At 66.2% G+C, this 16,988-nt stretch carries 15 protein-coding genes; 10 read left to right on the forward strand and 5 right to left on the reverse strand.

Annotated elements, in window-relative coordinates:
- Window positions 1-174: 174 nt before the first annotated feature.
- From ACK4FJ_RS16245 to ACK4FJ_RS16290, 10 genes are read left to right on the forward strand one after another with little or no spacing between them, the layout of a single operon-like run.
- Entirely contained in the window at window positions 175-906 is a 732-nt protein-coding gene (locus ACK4FJ_RS16245; RefSeq protein ID WP_409767771.1) for a FadR/GntR family transcriptional regulator, read from the forward strand.
- 35 nt (window positions 907-941) lie between these two features.
- Entirely contained in the window at window positions 942-2,774 is a 1,833-nt protein-coding gene (locus ACK4FJ_RS16250) for a gamma-glutamyltransferase family protein (protein ID WP_409767772.1), read from the forward strand.
- 7 nt (window positions 2,775-2,781) lie between these two features.
- Window positions 2,782-3,498 carry a DUF1028 domain-containing protein gene (locus tag ACK4FJ_RS16255; protein WP_409767773.1) on the forward strand — a complete coding sequence of 239 codons (717 nt, stop codon included), beginning with the start codon at window positions 2,782-2,784 and terminating at the stop codon, window positions 3,496-3,498.
- Window positions 3,498-4,469: an ABC transporter ATP-binding protein gene (locus ACK4FJ_RS16260; RefSeq protein WP_409767774.1), complete on the forward strand. Its 972-nt coding sequence runs from the start codon at window positions 3,498-3,500 to the stop codon at window positions 4,467-4,469. Before ACK4FJ_RS16255 ends, ACK4FJ_RS16260 begins: the two co-directional genes overlap by 1 nt.
- Before the next feature lie 10 nt (window positions 4,470-4,479).
- On the forward strand, window positions 4,480-5,550 hold the full coding sequence (locus ACK4FJ_RS16265; protein ID WP_409767775.1) for an ABC transporter ATP-binding protein: 1,071 nt from the start codon (window positions 4,480-4,482) through the stop codon (window positions 5,548-5,550).
- A 20-nt stretch (window positions 5,551-5,570) separates the two neighbouring features.
- Window positions 5,571-7,094: an ABC transporter substrate-binding protein gene (locus ACK4FJ_RS16270; RefSeq protein WP_409767776.1), complete on the forward strand. Its 1,524-nt coding sequence runs from the start codon at window positions 5,571-5,573 to the stop codon at window positions 7,092-7,094.
- A gap of 57 nt (window positions 7,095-7,151) precedes the next feature.
- Entirely contained in the window at window positions 7,152-8,093 is a 942-nt protein-coding gene (locus ACK4FJ_RS16275; protein ID WP_409767777.1) for an ABC transporter permease, read from the forward strand.
- Window positions 8,090-8,977 (forward strand): ABC transporter permease, encoded by an 888-nt coding sequence (locus tag ACK4FJ_RS16280; protein ID WP_409767778.1) that lies wholly within the window; start codon window positions 8,090-8,092, stop codon window positions 8,975-8,977. Before ACK4FJ_RS16275 ends, ACK4FJ_RS16280 begins: the two co-directional genes overlap by 4 nt.
- 59 nt (window positions 8,978-9,036) lie before the next feature.
- Window positions 9,037-9,525 (forward strand): cupin domain-containing protein, encoded by a 489-nt coding sequence (locus ACK4FJ_RS16285; RefSeq protein ID WP_409767779.1) that lies wholly within the window; start codon window positions 9,037-9,039, stop codon window positions 9,523-9,525.
- An 11-nt stretch (window positions 9,526-9,536) separates the two neighbouring features.
- Entirely contained in the window at window positions 9,537-10,436 is a 900-nt protein-coding gene (locus ACK4FJ_RS16290; protein ID WP_409767781.1) for a DMT family transporter, read from the forward strand.
- Between the two features lie 7 nt (window positions 10,437-10,443).
- Here ACK4FJ_RS16290 and recJ read toward each other — a convergent pair whose 3' ends face one another.
- The 5 genes from recJ to ACK4FJ_RS16315 all read right to left on the reverse strand — a co-directional run bounded on the left by recJ (window position 10,444) and on the right by ACK4FJ_RS16315 (window position 16,927).
- Window positions 10,444-12,276 (reverse strand): single-stranded-DNA-specific exonuclease RecJ, encoded by a 1,833-nt coding sequence (gene recJ, locus ACK4FJ_RS16295; protein ID WP_409767782.1) that lies wholly within the window; start codon window positions 12,274-12,276, stop codon window positions 10,444-10,446.
- 2 nt (window positions 12,277-12,278) lie between these two features.
- The gene (glpX, locus tag ACK4FJ_RS16300; RefSeq protein ID WP_409767855.1) at window positions 12,279-13,229 is read right to left on the reverse strand and encodes a class II fructose-bisphosphatase; all 951 of its coding nucleotides are present in this window, start codon (window positions 13,227-13,229) and stop codon (window positions 12,279-12,281) included.
- Window positions 13,230-13,320: 91 nt separating this feature from the next.
- Entirely contained in the window at window positions 13,321-14,640 is a 1,320-nt protein-coding gene (locus tag ACK4FJ_RS16305; protein WP_409767783.1) for a homoserine dehydrogenase, read from the reverse strand.
- Window positions 14,633-15,853: an LL-diaminopimelate aminotransferase gene (locus ACK4FJ_RS16310; protein ID WP_409767784.1), complete on the reverse strand. Its 1,221-nt coding sequence runs from the start codon at window positions 15,851-15,853 to the stop codon at window positions 14,633-14,635. Before ACK4FJ_RS16310 ends, ACK4FJ_RS16305 begins: the two co-directional genes overlap by 8 nt.
- A 93-nt stretch (window positions 15,854-15,946) precedes the next feature.
- On the reverse strand, window positions 15,947-16,927 hold the full coding sequence (locus ACK4FJ_RS16315; RefSeq protein ID WP_409767785.1) for a hypothetical protein: 981 nt from the start codon (window positions 16,925-16,927) through the stop codon (window positions 15,947-15,949).
- Window positions 16,928-16,988: the final 61 nt, after the last annotated feature.

Consider the following 16,988-nt stretch of genomic DNA (forward strand, 5'->3'; position numbering starts at 1 on the left):
CCCGTGCCGGCACTTGGCCGGGCGGCAGGCCAAGAGCTGCGCACCAATTCTGCATTGGTACGAGCCACCCACCATCAATTTGCCCGAAGAGGCAGCATTTTGCTCAACAATTCAGCGGATTTAGCGTATTTTTCCGATTGTATACATGTACCATTTCTTTTAGGTTCGATGCCCATGAACGAAATGCCCCGCCAGCCCTTCCAGGCCCGTTCCGCTGTCGCCGATGCCATGGCGCTGCTGCGCCGGTTGCTGCAGGACCATGCCGGCCGGCCGAACGAACCGCTGCCCACCGAACGCAGCCTCGCAGCCCAGCTCAACGTCAGTCGCCGCGTGGTACGCCAGGCGCTGGCCGAGCTGGAGGCCGAGGGCAAAATCTGGCGCCGCCAGGGCAAGGGCACCTTCATCGGCCCCGCCCCCGCGCTCTCTGCCCCGACACTCTCGCGACTCGCCAGCCGCACCAATTTCTACGAGATCATGGAGGTGCGGCTGAATCTGGAGCCGACCCTGGCACAACTGGCTGCCCATCGTGCCAGCGCCGAGCAGGTCGCCATGATCCGCAAACTGGCCGAACGGCTGGCCGGCCGTGAGGCCGATGCCGACCCCGCCACCCTGGAACGCTGGGACAGCGCCTTCCACCGCTGCATCGCCGAGGCCGCCGGCAACCGGCTGTTCCTCGACCTGTTCGAGGTGATCGACAAGATCCGCTACGATTCCGCCTGGCAGAGCATGCGCGCCCGTGCGCGTACGCCCGACGGCAAGCGCCTCTCGGCGCAGCAGCATCTGGATATCGCCGAAGCGATCGCCGCGCGCGATGCCACGCGCGCCGCCGCCGTGATGCGCCAGCATATCGCCCTGCACCAGGAAAACCTGCAGCGCGCCCTGAATACCGATCCCGTCCAGTCCTAGCCCTTCAGCTTTCAAGGCAGCTTTCAAGGTCGATCATGTTCAAAGCCCCCTTCGCCTTCACCACCCGCCCGGAAATCAAGGGCACCTTCGGCGTGGTCGCCACCACGCACTGGATTGCATCGTCCGCGGCGATGGGCGTGCTGGAGCGCGGCGGCAATGCCTTCGATGCGGCGGTGACGGCGGGTTTCGTGCTGCATCTGTGCGAACCGCACCTGAATGGCGCCGGCGGCGACCTGCCCGCCCTGATGTGGGATGCACGCGGCAAGCGCATCGACGTCCTGTGCGGCCAAGGCCCGTCGCCGGCCAAGGCCAGCATCGCGCATTTCAAGTCGCTGGGGCTCGACCTCATTCCCGGCTCGGGCCTGCTGGCCCCCTGCGTGCCGGGTGCGGTGGATGGCTGGCTGTTGATGCTGCGCGATTACGGCACCATCGACATCGCCGACGCGCTGGCGCCGGCGATCCATTATGCCGCCCATGGCTGCCCGCTGGTGCCGCGCGTGATCGACACCATCGCCACGGTGCAGCAGCTGTTCAAGGATGAGTGGAAAACCTCCGGCGCCGTCTGGCTCGACAAGACCGGCGCATTGCCCAAGGCCTTTGCGCTGTTCAAACAGGAAGGCCTGGCCGAAACCTATCGCAAACTGGTGAAGGCCGGCACGGATCGTGGCGGCAGCCGCGAACAGCGGATCGATGCGGCGCGGCGGGCTTGGCGCGAAGGCTTCGTGGCCGAGGCCATCGACAGATTCTGTGCCAACACCGAAGCCATGGATGCCTCGGGCCGGCGCCATCGCGGGGTTTTGAGCGGCGACGACATGGCGAAATGGCAGGCGCAGGTCGAGACGCCGCTGACCTATGATTACCGCGGCTGGACCGTGGCGAAATGCGGGCCCTGGAGCCAGGGCCCCGCTTTCCTGCAGCAGCTTGCGATCTTGAAGCATTTCGACCTCGATGCCATGGAACCGGCGGGCCCCGACTTCGTGCATACCGTGGTCGAAGCCGCCAAGCTGGCCTTCGCCGACCGCGAGGCCTGGTATGGCGACCCGAATTTCGTCGACGTGCCGATGGCCGACCTGCTGTCGGATGCTTATAACGCCCAGCGCGCCGAGCTGATCGGGCCTTACGCTTCGCTCGACATGCGGCCGGGCAATCCGATGGGCAAGGCGGCGAAACTCACCTCGATCAAGGCCGGCGAAGCCGGCGGCGTGGGCGTGGGCGAGCCCACCGTGGGCCGCTTGGCCGGCAGCGACGGCGCGGTGACGAAGCGCGGCGCGATCAGTGGCGATACCTGCCATGTCGATGTGATCGACCGCTGGGGCAACATGGTCTCGGCCACGCCCTCGGGCGGCTGGCTGCAATCCTCGCCCACGATTCCGGAACTCGGCTTCTGCCTCGGCACGCGCGCGCAGATGTTCTGGCTGGAAGAAGGACTGCCAAACTCGCTGCTGCCCGGCAAGCGGCCGCGCACCACGCTGTCGCCCTCGATGGCGCTGAAGGATGGCAAGCCCGCCCTCGCCTTCGGCACGCCGGGCGGCGACCAGCAGGACCAGTGGCAGCCGCAGTTGTTCCTGAAACTCGTGCATCACGGCATGAACCTGCAGGAGGCCATCGACGGTCCCGCTTGGCATACCGAACATTTCCCCTCCTCCTTCTATCCGCGCGCGGCCAAGCCGGGCCATCTGGCGCTGGAAGGCCGCTTCCCCAAGGCCACGATTGAGAAGCTGAAGGAGCGCGGCCACAAGGTGGAGGTCGGCGGCGACTGGTCGGAAGGCCGCCTCACCGCCTGCGCCACCGACGAAACGCCCGAAGGCACCCTGCTGCGCGCCGGCGCCAATCCGCGCGGCATGCAGGGCTACGCCGTCGGCCGGTGACGGAACCATGACCTGGTCCATCGTCGCCCGCGATGCCCAGACCGGCGCCTTCGGCGTGGCGGTGACGACGAAGTTCTTCGCTGTCGGCGCGCTCTGCCCGCATGCGGCGGCCAATGCCGGCGCATTGGCGACCCAGGCGCTGGTCAATCCCACCTGGGGGCCGCGCGGCATTGCCATGCTCAAAGACGGTGTGCCGGCGGCAAGCGTGATGGAACGCCTCGTCGCCTCCGACCAGGGACGCGAGACGCGGCAATTGCATCTGGTCGACCGCCATGGCGGCACGGCGCAGCATACCGGCCGCGACTGCATCGGCTGGTGCGGCCACAAGGCGGGCGACGGATTCTCGGTGGCTGGCAACATGCTGGCCGGCGAAGCGGTGATAAACGCGACCCATGCCAGCTTCGCCGCCAGCGCCAAACCTTTCGCCGAGCGCCTGATCGACGCGCTGGATGCCGGCCAGGCCGAGGGCGGCGACAAGCGCGGCAAACAATCGGCGGCGCTGATCGTCTTCACCACCGAGGATTACCCGGCGCTGAGTCTGCGCGTGGACGATCATGCCGAGCCGCTGGCCGAGTTGCGCCGGCTATACGCGCTTTCGCAGGGGCGCTTCGCGGCCTTCTCGAAATTCATGGCCACGCGCGAGAATCCGAGCGGCGTGTGGGACCGCAGCGTGATCGAAGCCGAGGCGCAACGACTGGAACAACTGCAGCAGGAGGCCGGCTGATGGCCCTGCTGGAAGTCGACGACCTGCGCACCCATTTCGCCACCGACGCTGACGGCGAGTTCCGAGCCGTGGATGGCGTCAGCTTCGCCGTCGATGGCGGTAAGACGCTGGGCATTGTGGGCGAAAGCGGCTGTGGTAAGTCGGTCACGTCACTGACCGTGATGGGCCTGCTGCCCAAGACCGGGGCGCGTGTCGCCGGCGGCAGCATCCGGTTTGCCGGGCAGGACCTGAGCTGCCTGAATGCCGAAGCCATGAGCAATCTGCGCGGCAATCGCCTGGCGATGATCTTCCAGGAACCGATGACCTCGCTGAACCCCGCCTTCACCATCGGCGACCAGCTCACGGAGGGCCTGATCCGCCACAAGGGCGTGAGCGCGGCGCAGGCCCGCGATCAGGCGATTGCCATGCTGCGCAAGGTGAAGATCCCCGCGCCGGAAAAACGCATCGACGATTATCCGCACCAGCTTTCCGGCGGCATGCGCCAGCGTGTGATGATCGCCATGGCTTTGGCCTGCGGTCCGGAGCTGCTGATCGCCGACGAGCCGACCACCGCGCTGGACGTGACCGTGCAGGCGCAGATTCTCGACCTGCTGCGCGAGCTGCAGCGCGACCTGGGCACCGCCATCCTGCTGATCAGCCACGACATGGGCGTGATCGCCGAGATGGCCGATGAAGTTGCCGTAATGTATGCCGGCCGCATCGTGGAGAAGGCACCGGTCGAGCGGCTGTTCGCCGAGCCGCAGCATCCCTACACCATCGGCCTGCTCGGCTCGATCCCGCGTCTGGACGTCACGCGCGAGCATCTGCCCGCCATCCAGGGCAGCGTTCCCGATCCGATGAACCCGCCGCCGGGCTGTCGCTTCAACCCGCGCTGCCCCTTCGCCGATGCCGAATGCCGGCAGGCTGTGCCTGAACTGCGCGAGGTGGCGGCCAGCCACGCCGTGGCCTGCTGGAAGGCGCCGCTTGAATGAGTATCGTGGCATGAGCAACCTTCTCGACGTCAGCGGCCTGACCAAACATTTCACGGCCAAGACCAACTGGCTGGGCCGGCCGGTCAGCCATGTCTCGGCCGTCGATGACGTGAGTTTCAGCCTGAAGGCCGGCGAGACCTTGAGCCTGGTGGGTGAAAGCGGCTGCGGCAAATCCACCACCGGGCGGCTGGTGCTGCGCCTGCTGGAACCCACTGCCGGCACGATCCGCTATGACGGCCGCGACATCACTCGCCTTGAGGGCCACGCCCTGCGCGATCTGCGCCGCGAGATGCAACTGGTGTTCCAGGACCCGTATGCGTCCCTGAATCCGCGTATGACGGTGGGCGACATCCTGGCCGAGCCGCTGATGCTGCATGGTCTGGTGCCGCCGGAAAAGCGCAAGGCCCGCGTCGAGGAGCTGCTCGACCTGGTCGGCCTGAGGCCCGCGCACGCACGGCGCTACCCCCATGAATTCTCCGGCGGCCAGCGCCAGCGCATCGGCATCGCCCGCGCGCTGGCCGTACAGCCTAACCTGATCGTGGCCGACGAGGCGGTTTCAGCCTTGGACGTTTCGGTGCAGGCGCAGGTGCTGAACCTGCTGAAGGACCTGCAGGCCCGCTTTGGGATCGCGCTGGTATTCATCGCCCATGACCTGGCCGTGGTGCGCCATATCTCGCAGCGTATCGCTGTGATGTATCTGGGCCATATCGTCGAGATCGCGCCGGCAACCGAGCTGTTTGCCGTGCCGCGCCACCCCTATACCCGCGCCCTGCTCTCGGCCATTCCGGTTCCGCAGCCCAAGGCGAACCGCCAGCGGATCATTCTGACCGGCGACGTGCCCAGCCCGATCGACCCGCCGGCCGGCTGCCGTTTCCATACGCGCTGCCCCTTCGCCGTCGATCTGTGCCGGCAGGCCAAGCCGGTCATGGAAGACACCGCCGCCGGACACAGTGTCGCCTGCCATCGCTGGCGCGAATTGCCGGCCGCAGCCCCCCTGCCCGTCGAAAGCGACCGGCCTGGCGCCGCGCGCCTGGCGCGGTTGCAGACGAAATTCAGCGAACCCGTTACCCAGACCGAATAACCAACAGGAGAGAGGCAGACATGTTCAGACACGCTACCTATGCCGCCTTGGCGGCGTTACTCATGGCGGCGGCACCCGGCGCCATGTCATCGGCTTCGGCCCAGACGCTGAAATTCGGCCTGGCCGAAGATCCCGACGCGCTGGATCCCACGCTGGCCCGCACCTTCGTCGGCCGCGTCGTCTTCTCGGCGCTTTGCGACAAGCTGGTGGATATCTCGCCCGACCTGAAAGTCGTGCCGCAGCTGGCCACCGAATGGAGCTGGTCGGCCGACAACAAGAGCCTGACCTTCAAGCTGCGTCCGGGCGTGACGTTCCATGACGGCGAGAAATTCGACGCCGAAGCGGTGAAGTACAACATCGAGCGCCACAAGACCATGCAGGGCTCGCAGCGCCGTGGCGAGCTTTCGGCCGTGACTTCGGTCGATGTGGTCGATCCGCTGACCGTGAAGTTGAACACCGCCGCGCCATTCGCGCCGCTGCTGGCCACGCTGACCGACCGCGCCGGCATGATGATCTCGCCCAAGGCCGGCAAGGCGCTGGGCGACAAGTTCGCCACCGCGCCGGTCTGCGCCGGCCCATTCAAGTTCGTCGAGCGCGTCGCGCAGGACCGCATCGTGCTGGAGAAGTTCGACGGTTACTGGAACAAGGCCAACATCCACTTCCAGCGCATCGAGTTCCGCCCCTTCATCGACGCCACCGTGCGTCTGGCCAACCTGCGTTCGGGCCAGCTTGATATCCTCGAACGCCTGGCCGCCACCGACGTGCCCGGCGTGCAGAAGGACTCGAAGCTGAAATTCGGTTCAATCACCGAAATCGGCTATTACGGCATCACCATCAACATCGGCAAAAGCGACAAGGCCAAGACCTCGGCCCTGGGCTCGAGCCAGAAGATCCGCGAGGCCTTTGAGCTGTCGCTAGACCGCAACGGGATCAACAAGGTTGTGTTCGACGGCCTGGCCACGCCGGGCAACCAGTGGGTCGCGCCGACCAGCCCGTATTATGCCAAGTCGTCGCCGATGCCCAAGCGTGACGTGGCCAAGGCCAAGGCACTGCTGAAAGAGGCCGGCAACCCGAACCCGGTGGTGAACCTCGTCACGCCAACCACAACGGATGCCCGCAACATCGCCCAGGTGGTGCAGGCCATGGCCAAGGAAGCAGGCTTCGACGTGCGCATCCAGGCCACCGAATTCGCCACCTCGCTGAACATGGCCGACAAGGGCGATTTCGAGGCCTATATCCTGGCCTGGAGCGGCCGGCCCGATCCGGACGGCAATCTCTACAGCTTCCATGCCTGCAAGCAGCCGCTGAACTATTCCGGCATCTGCAACCCGGCGCTGGACGAGATCCTGAACGACAGCCGCCTGACCACCGACATGGCCCAGCGCCAGGCCGCCTGGAACAAGGCCGCCGCCATCGTGGTGGCCGAACGCCCGATCATCTACCTGCTGCATCGCAAGTGGCTGTGGGCTTATGGCAACAAGCTGCAGGGCTTCAAGGAGTATCCCGACGGCCTGATCCGCTTCACCGGCATGAAGCTGGGCTGATGACACCCGGGGATCGCGGCTCAACCGCGATCCCCTTTCCTCTTTGACCAGAGTCCCATGACCCGTTTCCTGTTCCGCCGCCTGGCCATCCTGCTGCCGACACTGCTCTTCGTGTCGATCATCATCTTCGGGCTGCAGCAACTGCTGCCCGGCGATCCGGCGATTGCCATGGCCGGCGAGGAACGCGATCCGGAAACCATCGCGCAGATCCGCGAGAAGTATCACCTCAACAAGCCGATCCACGAGCGCTACCTGATCTGGATCGGCGGCGTGCTGCAGGGCGATTTCGGCGAGTCCATCCGCATCCAGCTCCCGGTCTCGCAGCTTCTGCTGGAAAAGCTGCCCGTCACTATCGAACTCGCGTTCCTGTCCATGCTGGTGGCTTTGGGTATCGGCCTGCCGGCCGGCATGATCTCGGCGCTCTATAACGGGCGATGGCCCGATTATGTCGCCAATGTCGTCGGCCTGTGGGGTCTTTCCACGCCCAATTTCTGGCTTGGCATCATGATGATCCTGCTGTTTTCGGTGGAACTCGGCTGGCTGCCGGCATCGGGGTATGTCAGTCCGCTGGAAGATCCCATCGGCAACCTGGAATCCATGATCATGCCCGCTTTCGTGCTGGGCACCGGCATTGCCGCGGTGATGATGCGCCACACCCGCAGCGCCATGCTGCAGGTTCTGTCCAGCGACTATATCCGCACCGCGCGGGCGAAAGGCCTGCGCGAGAAGGTGGTGATCGGCAAACATGCCCTGCGCAATGCCGCCGTGCCGGTGATCACGCTGGGCGCGCTGGAATTCGGCCAGCTCCTGTCGGGCGCCGTGCTGACCGAACAGATTTTTTCCATCCCCGGCTTCGGCAAGCTGATCGTCGATGCCGTGTTCAACCGCGACTATGCCGTCGTCCAGGGCGTCGTGCTGTGTACCGCCACCGCCTATATCGTACTGAACCTGCTGGCCGACATCGCCTACTTCCTGGTCAATCCGAGGCTGCGCGCATGAGTGCCGTGACGATGGACGACGCGGCCAAGACCGCGCCGCGCGAGGAAAGCCCGGCACGGCGCGCCTTCCGCCGCCTGCTGAAGCGCAAGGGCGCCGTCGTCGGCCTGGTGGTGGTGGTCGCCTTCCTGCTGCTGGCCGTGCTGGCCGATGTGGTGGCGCCATACGATCCCACCGAAGCCGACTGGGGCGCGCTGCGCGCCGCGCCAACCATGGAACATCCCTTCGGCGGCGACGAACTGGGCCGCGACGTGCTTTCGCGCGTGATCCATGGTGCCCGCGCTTCGCTGTTCGCCGGCGTGATCTCGGTCTTCCTCGCCCTGCTGATCGGCATTCCCGTCGGGCTGCTGTCGGGCTATGCCGGCGGGCTGGTGGATGGCGTGATCATGCGCTTCACCGATGCCATGCTGGCCGTACCTTTCCTGATCCTGGCCATCGCACTGGCCGCCTTTCTCGGCCCCAGCCTCACCAACGCGATGATCGCCATCGGCATCTCGGCCGCGCCGATCTTCATCCGCCTGACGCGCGCACAGGTGCAGGCCGTGAAGGTGGAGGATTACATCGAGGCGGCGCTGGCCGTCGGCAATCCGCCCTTCCGCATCGCCTTCCGCCATATCCTGCCCAACATCTGGCCCGCATTGATGGTGCAGGCCACGCTGACGATTGCATCGGCCATCATCGCCGAAGCCAGCCTGTCCTTCCTCGGCCTGGGCCAGCAGCCGCCGGCACCAAGCTGGGGCAGCATGCTGAACACGGCAAAGGACTTCCTCACCCAGGCACCATGGATGGCGATTTACCCCGGCCTTTCGATCTTCGTGGTCGTGCTGTCGTTCAACCTGCTGGGCGACGGCCTGCGCGACGCACTGGATCCACGCCACAAGGGCTAAAGGCTTGCCCTGACCGTTTCGCCTCCCTACCATCTTCCGTGCCGCATACGGAGGAAACCATGGGCCACGATCACCACCACACCGACTGGAAGCATGACGGCGTGCGGGTGATTCCGGCCGACCAGCTCGATCCCACCACGGCCGGACAGACGACCGGCATGAACCGGGCCACCGCGATCAACTTCGCGCGTGTCGGTGCGCAGAAGATCTGGGCCGGCACCGTGCATATCCATGCCAATGCCAAGACCGGCGCGCATCACCACGGCGACCTGGAAAGCGTGATCTATGTGGTGAAGGGCAAGGCGCGCATGCGCTGGGGCAACAACCTGGAATTCGTGGCCGAGGCCGGACCGGGCGATTTCATCTTCGTGCCGCCATACGTGCCGCACCAGGAGATCAATGCCAGCAGCGACGAAACGCTGGAATGCGTGCTGGTGCGCTCAGGGCAGGATCCTGTCGTCGTGAACCTGGATATCGAGCCGGTGGAAAAGCCCGAGAACGTGGCATGGGTCGATCCCATTCACGCTGATCCGGCGGCGAAGAAATAACCGCCCCTTTCATGACCCTCGACCAGATTCTGGGCACCGGCAATCGCCGGGGCATCATCTTTTTCCTGCTCGCCATCATCCTCTTCGTGGTGAACGAGGCCCTGTGCAAGCTGGTCTATGACACCGTGCCGGCCAACCAGATCATGGCGGTACGCGGCCTGATCGCCACGGCGGTGATCCTGGGCATCGCCCATGCCCGCGGCGTCACGCGGCAGATCGGCATGATGGTCGACCGCCGGGTGCTGCTGCGCGCCACGACCGACCTGGCCGGCAGCTACCTCTACATGATCGCTCTGTTCCATATGCCGATCGGCAACATGATGGCGATCAACATGGCTTCGCCCCTGATGATGACGGCCGTGGTGGCGGTCGTGCTGCGCGAACCGGTGGGCTGGCGGCGCTGGGGTGCCATCGTGGCGGGCTTCCTCGGGGTTCTGCTGGTGGTGCAACCGCGCGCCGAGAATTTCAATGCCTATTCGATTCTGGCGGTAGGCGCGGTGATCTGCATCGTGGTGCGCGACCTGGTCACACGCCGCATCGACGCTGCGATCCCCTCGTTGATCGTCATCCTCACCAATGTGGGCATGATGGCCGTGGTGGCGCTGGGGCTGGCTCTGGTCGAGGGCTGGGTCGCGATGGGCTGGCGCGAAAGCATTTTCCTGACCCTGTCCGCGCTGTTCATCGCCGCCGGCTACCAGCTGGCGGTGGAGGCGTTCCGCCATGCCGAAGTGCCGGTGATCGTGCCGCTGCGGTATACCGGACTGCTCTGGGCTCTGCTGCTTGGCTGGCTGGTCTGGGGCGATGTGCCCAACGACCTCGCCACGGCCGGCATCGTTCTGATCGTGGCCAGCGGCTTGTATGTCTTCCATCGCGAACGGGTGCGCGGCCGCCTGACGCCGCCGAAAATCTGACGCTCGCTCAGCCGGCAGGCTGCGCGGCATCCTCCAGCACGAACTGCACCCGGCGTTCGCCGCGCCAGTAGTCGGCGCGCAGATGGCCACCCAGATGCAGCGGTGCGCCGGTCTGGCGCGCCTGCAACAGGGCCGGACCAAGCTCGCCCTCGATGCTGCGGAAGGCGATGGCCTTCAGGCGCGGGCCGCTGCCGTCGCCGCCGGCCAGCAGGCAGCGCACATGTTTTTCGCCCACAACATCGGCGGTGATCACGCGGGCGGCGGTGAGCGCGAAGCGCGGTTCGGGGTTGCCCGAACCATAGGGACCGAGCTGTTCCAGCTTTTCATACAGGTCGATATTGCAGCCGCCGATGCCGACCGCGCCATCGAAACCCAGCGAGGCGGAAGCCCCGGCGCGTATCACCGCGTCGCACAGGCGCTCGTTGAGGAAGGCCTTCAGATCGTTGAGCTTGCTGGCTTCCACCGTCAGGCCGGCCGCCATGGCATGGCCGCCGCCATTCACCAGCAGGCCGGCCTGGCTGGCCGCCACCACGGCGGCGCCGAGATCGACGCCGGGAATCGAGCGGCCCGAGCCCTTGCCCAGAACGACTCCTCCTGGGCCATTCTCATCCAGCGCGATCACAAAGCTGGGCCGGCCGGCCGCCTCGCGGATGCGGGCCGCCACGATGCCGATCACGCCGGGATGCCAGCCTTGCCGCGCCACCAGCGCCAACGCCGCCGTTTCGGGCACATGCTCCAGCTCCTGCATGGCTTCCAGCAAAACGCCGGCCTCGATCTCCTGCCGCTCGCGATTGTAACGATCAAGCTCGGCGGCCATGGCGGCAGCCTCGCGCGGATCGTCGCAGGACAACAGCCGTGTGCCCAGATCGGCCTGGCCGACCCGCCCGCCGGCATTCACGCGCGGCCCGAGCAGGAAGCCCAGATGATAGGTGCCGGGCGGCTCGTTCACGCCGGCCACGTCGGCCAGCGCGGCCAGCCCCGCATTGCCGCGTCCACGCAGGATCTTCAGCCCCTGCCCCACCAGCGCGCGGTTCAGGCCGGTGAGCGGCACCACATCGCAGACCGTGCCCAGCGCCACCAGATCGAGCCAGCCCATCAGGTTGGGCTCCGGGCGTTCAGTGTTGTAGAAACCGCGTTCACGCAGGCGGCGGTTCACCGCCACCACCAGCAGGAAGGTGACGCCCACGGCGGCGAGTTGGCCGAAACCGGGCTGCTCATCCAGACGGTTGGGATTGACGATGGCCACGGCACGCGGCAGGTCCGGCTCGGCGAGATGGTGATCGGCCACGATCACATCCAGACCGACAGTGGCGGCATCCTCCAGCGCGGCAAAGGCCAGCGTGCCGCAATCGACGGTGACGACCACTTTCACGCCCTCGCCGGCCAATCGGCGCAAGGCCGGTGCATTGGGGCCGTAGCCTTCCTTCAGGCGGTCGGGGATGTAGACACGCAACGGCCGGCCGACGGCGCGGAAGAACCGGTTGAGCAAAGCCGTGGAGGTGGCGCCGTCCACGTCATAGTCGCCAAACACGGCGACCTTCTCGTCCTTCTCGATGGCGGTGGCCAGCCGGTCGGCTGCGGCATCCATGTCGCGGAATCGCGAGGGATCGGGCAGCAGACGGCGCAGCGACGGATTGAGATAATCCTCCAGCATCTCGAGATCGATGCCGCGACCGGCCAGCACGCGGCCGAGGATTTCCGGCAGGCTTGCCTGCTGCGCCAGCGCCAGTGCCAGCCGCTCGTCGGTATTGCGCAGGCGCCAGCGGCGGCCCTGCACCGACCGGGTCACGCCCAGGAACGGTGTTTCGGAAACGGCCGGCGCGTTCAGCAGGCCGTTCATGCTCAGATCGGCGCGCGGATGACCGCGTCGATGCGGCGGATCGTGCCGGTCTGCGAACGCATGACAAGCGAATTGGCCCTGAAGCCGCCCGGCACCCGCTTGATGCCATGCAGCAGCGGGCCGTCGGTGACGCCGGTGGCGGAAAAGATCACGTCACCCGAGGCGAGGTCGGTCAGGTTGTATTTGCGGTCGAACTTCTCGATGCCGAGCCGGCGGGCGCGGCTGCGTTCGTCCTCGTTGCGGAAGATCAGCCGGCCCTGCATCTGGCCGCCGATGCAGCGCAGCGCCGCTGCCGCCAGCACACCTTCCGGCGCGCCGCCGGAACCCATGTAGATATCGATGCCGGTATCGGGATCGGTGGTGGCGATGATGCCGGCGACGTCGCCATCCGAGATCAGCGCGATGCGCGCACCGGTCTCGCGCACCTGCCCGATCATGTCCATGTGGCGCGGCCGGTCGAGGATGCAGACGGTGAGTTCGGAAACGGCGATGCCTTTCGCCTCGGCCAGACGTTTCAGGTTCTCGGCCGGCGTCAGGTCGAGATCGACCACGCCTTCGCGCAGGCCGCCACCGACGGCGATCTTGTCCATGTAGACATCCGGCGCATTCAGGAAACAGCCGGCATTGGCGAAAGCAATCACGGTGAGCGCGTTGCTGCCGCCCTTGGCGGTGATCGAGGTGCCTTCCAGCGGGTCCAGCGCGATGTCGATGCGCGGGCCGTTGCCGGTACCGACCTTCTCGCCGATATAGAGCATCGGCGCCTCGTCGCGCTCACCCTCGCCGATCACGATGGTGCCGTCGATGTTCAGGCCGTTGAGCGCCGTGCGCATGGCGTCCACGGCGGCCTGGTCGGCCGCCATCTCGTCGCCATGACCGACCAGCCGCGCGGCGGCAATGGCGGCAGCCTCGGTGACACGCACTGCCTCCAGCGTGAGGTTGCGTTCGACAGACATGCTGTCGGCGGCAGACGTCTGGACTGCCGACTTCGCCTTGGATTTGGATGCCTTGCCCGTCGCCATCGTCAGCTCCAGAGCGGTTGAAGGATCATTGCTGTTCGATACGGATCAGCGCCGGCGGCTGCAGCACCGAGCGCAGTTTCGCGATACGCTTCATCGCCCGAGCCATGTCCGCCTCGCGGGCCTCGTGGCTGATCAACATCACGGCGACCGGCTGGTTCTCGGCTTCCGAGCGGCCGCGCTGCACCAGGCTTTCAATCGATATCTTCTCGTCCCGCAGCACCGCCGAGACATCGGCCAGCACGCCGGGCTGGTCGCGCACGATCAGGCGGATGTAGTAGCGCCCGACATGATCGGCCATCGCCGCGGCCTTCAACGGCTGCAGTTTCGCCGCCGGCACGCCGAAAGCGGGCGCGCTGCGTCCGGCGGCCAGGTCGGCCAGGTCGGCCACCACGGCCGATGCCGTCGGATTGCTGCCGGCACCGCGGCCCTCGAACATCACGCGGCCGACATAATCGCCTTCCGCCGCCACCGCGTTGAACACGCCGTCTACATGGGCAATCGGCGTATCGGCCGGCACCATGCAGGGATGCACGCGCTGCTCGATACCCCGCGGCGTACGGCGTGCAATCGCCAGCAGCTTGATGCGGTAACCGAATTCCTTGGCAAAGGCGATGTCGATGGCCGAGACATGACGGATGCCCTCGACATGCACCGCGCTGAAATTCACCTGCGTGTTGAAAGCCAGCGAGGTGAGCACCGCCAGCTTGTGGGCGGCATCGACGCCGTCCACGTCGAAGCTGGGATCGGCCTCGGCATAACCCAGCTTCTGCGCCTCTTTCAGCACCTCAGCGAAATCGCGGCCGGTTTCGCGCATCTCGGTCAGGATGTAGTTACAGGTGCCGTTCAGGATGCCGGTGATGCGCTCGACACGGTTGCCGATCAGGCCTTCGCGCAGGGCTTTCAGGATCGGAATGCCGCCGGTCACTGCCGCCTCGAAGGCCAGAGGCGCCTGCTTGAGCTCGGCCATGGCCGCGATCTTCGCGCCATGCATGGCGAGCATCGCCTTGTTGGCAGTGACCACGCCCTTGCCGAGTTTCAGCGCGGTTTCAACCAGCGCGCGGGCCTTGCCGTCGGCGCCGCCGATCAGTTCGACCACCACTTCGACTTCCGGGTCCTTCGCCAGTTCGACCGCGTCGGCATACCAGCGCCAGCTGCCTTTCGGCATGTCGCGCTTCTTGCGTTTGTCGCGCGCCGAAACCGCCACCACCTTGATCGGCCGGCCGGCGCGGGCCGCGATCATTGCACCATGCTGATCGAGCAGGCGCAGGACACCGGCGCCAACCACCCCCAGCCCCGCGATGCCGACTTTCAGCGGCGGGGCCGACGTCACATAAGCCTTAACCATTGGCGGCAGCCTTCTCGGCCTGATCGGGAAGATTGGAGGGCGAGCCGAGCAGACGTTTGATGTTCTTCACGGCCTGACGGGTGCGGTGTTCGTTCTCGACGAAGGCGAGGCGCACGAAATTGTCGCCATGCTCGCCAAAGCCGATGCCCGGCGCGACGGCGACCTCGGCCTCGCGCAGCAGCAGCTTGGAGAATTCCACCGAGCCGAGATGCGCATAGCGTTCGGGGATCGGCGCCCAGCAGAACATCGAGGCGTTCGGCATCGGGATCGGCCAGCCGGCGGCATTCAACCCCCTCACCAGCACGTCGCGCCGCGACTTGTAGGTCTGGCGGATTTCCTCGACGCAGTCCTGCGGGCCATTCAGCGCCGCTGTCGCCGCCACCTGGATCGGCGTGAAGGCGCCGTAATCGAGGTAGGATTTCATGCGCGCCAGGGCGCCGATCAGCACCGGGTTGCCGGCGCCGAAGCCGATGCGCCAGCCCGGCATGTTGTAGGTCTTCGACAGCGAGGTGAATTCGATGGCGATGTCCTTGGCGCCCTTCACCTGCAGGATCGAGGGCGGCGGATTGCCGTCGAAATAGATCTCGGAATAGGCCAGATCCGAGATCACCCACATGTTGCGTTTCTTCGCATAGTCGACGATGGCCTCGTAGAAACCCAGGTCGACCGTCATCGCGGTGGGATTGGCCGGGAAGCTGACGATCAGCGCGATCGGCTTGGGGATGCTGTGCTGGTAGGCGCGCTCCAGGCCGGCGAAGAAATCGATGCCCGGGCCGATCTGCACGCTGCGCACATTGGCGCCGGCGATGATGAAGCCGAAGGCATGCATCGGATAGCTGGGATTGGGCACCAGCACGGTATCGCCCGGTGCCGAGATCGCCATGGCGAGATTGGCCAGGCCTTCCTTGGAGCCCAGCGTGACGATGGCTTCCTTTTCCGGATCGAGCTCGACGCCGAAACGCCGGCCGTAATAGTTCGACAGCGCCTTGCGCAGGCCGGGCACGCCGCGGCTGGAGGAATAGCGGTGGGCGCGCGGGTTCTGCGCCGCTTCCACCAGCTTGGCCACGATATGCGCCGGCGTGGCGTTGTCGGGGTTGCCCATACCGAAGTCGATGATGTCTTCCCCGCGGGCCCGCGCGGCAGCCTTCATGCGGTTCACTTCCTCGAACACGTAGGGCGGCAGTCGCTTGATGCGGTAGAACTCGGTATCCATGGCTTTATAAATCCGAAAAACGGGGATCCAGTTACGCGAAAGCGCGGCAGCTTTTCGCCCCGCGCCCCCGCCGCTATATGATCGAAATCCGTTTCAGTTCACGAGATAGATTTCAATCCGGCGGGTGTAGTCCTCGGCGCCGGCAGCATAGGCGGCCGGCGGCGATATGGCGGCGGCCAGCTGGGTCACGCCGCGCCGCTTGAGTTCGGTCGTGACATTATCGATGCGCCGCTGCGGCAGGCCGCCGGCCGCAGCCAGGCCATAACCGACCACGCGCACCGAGCCCTTGCCGCCCACGCCCTTGTAATATTCCGCCACCTTGCGAACCAGGGCCTTGTCGTCGTTGCCCAGGGCGGTCTCGTTGTTGTTGAACCGGATGATAGCCAGCAACTGCTGGCTGCCCGGCAACGGCATGTAGTTCGATGACCCGAAGCCAGGCGCGGCGGCGTTCTGCTGCGCCAGATTGGGCGGCAGGGTATTGGCCGAGGACTGCGCCAGGCTGGAGGAGAAGGTATCGACCATGCCTGCACCGCGCGGTGCGGGCACAGGCGCAACACCCTGGGCCGGCATCGCCTGTCCCGGCATCGTCTGCTGGACACCGGGTTGAGCGGCAGGCAGCGGTTCGATGGCGCCGCGCGGCTGCGCGGTGGGCGCGCTGGACGGTAACTGGGTGACCGGGGCGCGCGGCGCCGGCGGCGGTGCATTGCTGTCGGCCGGGCGCGCGCGTAGTTCCTCGTCGGTATGACGCGCATTGGCACGGTCGGCATTCAGGCTGTCGATAGCCTGGCGGCGTTCGCCGGAGGACGACATTTCGACCGGACGCGGGGGCACGCGGCCCAGGTTGGGGAAACGGTCATCCGTCCCGCCGGTGGTGGCCGACCCGGCGGCGGGAGGGGTATCGTCGGAGTCGTCGCTGAACAGGCCGGTGGGATCGGACCATTCGGTCGGATCGGCCCAGGTGCCGCAACCGGCCAGGGTCAGCATGGCAGCCAGCAAGGCGGTTGCGGTTGCACCGCGCAGCCCAAGGCTGCCTCGGATCGCCTTGTCGGCGGAAGCCCTGCCGATACCTGCCATCTCAAAATCCCCCTAAACACCCAAAAACCAGTGGTTCCGCCCTGTTGACCGCTGGGTATTC

The organism is Ferrovibrio sp. (genome assembly GCF_046297595.1).
GTDB lineage: Bacteria > Pseudomonadota > Alphaproteobacteria > Ferrovibrionales > Ferrovibrionaceae > Ferrovibrio.